Origin of the sequence: Nocardia amamiensis (genome assembly GCF_015477605.1) — a bacterium.
Lineage (GTDB): Bacteria > Actinomycetota > Actinomycetes > Mycobacteriales > Mycobacteriaceae > Nocardia > Nocardia amamiensis_A.
Genome location: NZ_JADLQX010000234.1, coordinates 1 through 448 on the forward strand (window position 1 = coordinate 1; position 448 = coordinate 448).

The window sequence follows — 448 nt, forward strand, 5'->3', positions numbered from 1 at the left end:
TCGCCGGTCCGCTCATCGGTGCGCACCACGACCACCGCCTGCGCCACCGATTCCAGCGCCGTGAGCGCCGACTCGATCTCGCCCAGCTCGATGCGCAGGCCGCGCACCTTGACCTGGAAGTCGGTGCGGCCCAGGTACTCCAGCTCACCGTCTTCGGTCCAGGCCACCAGGTCACCGGTGCGGTACATGCGCTCGGCGTCGCCGAACGGGTTGGCCACGAAGCGCTCGGTGGTCAGGTCGGGACGGCCCACGTAGCCGTGCGCCAGCTGCGCGCCCGCGAGATACAGCTCACCCGGCACACCGACCGGGACCGGCCGCAGGCGCGAATCCAGCACGTACACCTGCGTGTTGAACACCGGAGCGCCGATCGGCACCGAGACGGTGTCGTCCTCGGTCACCTCATGGAAGGTGACATCGACCGCGGCCTCGGTCGGACCGTACAGATTGT

The 448-nt window shown here is 69.2% G+C and carries 1 protein-coding gene; it reads right to left on the reverse strand.

Features of this window, described 5'->3' with window-relative positions; translation table 11 throughout:
• A partial coding sequence (locus tag IU459_RS37635) for an AMP-binding protein (RefSeq protein WP_195134321.1) occupies nucleotides 1–448 on the reverse strand: 448 nt, incomplete at both ends.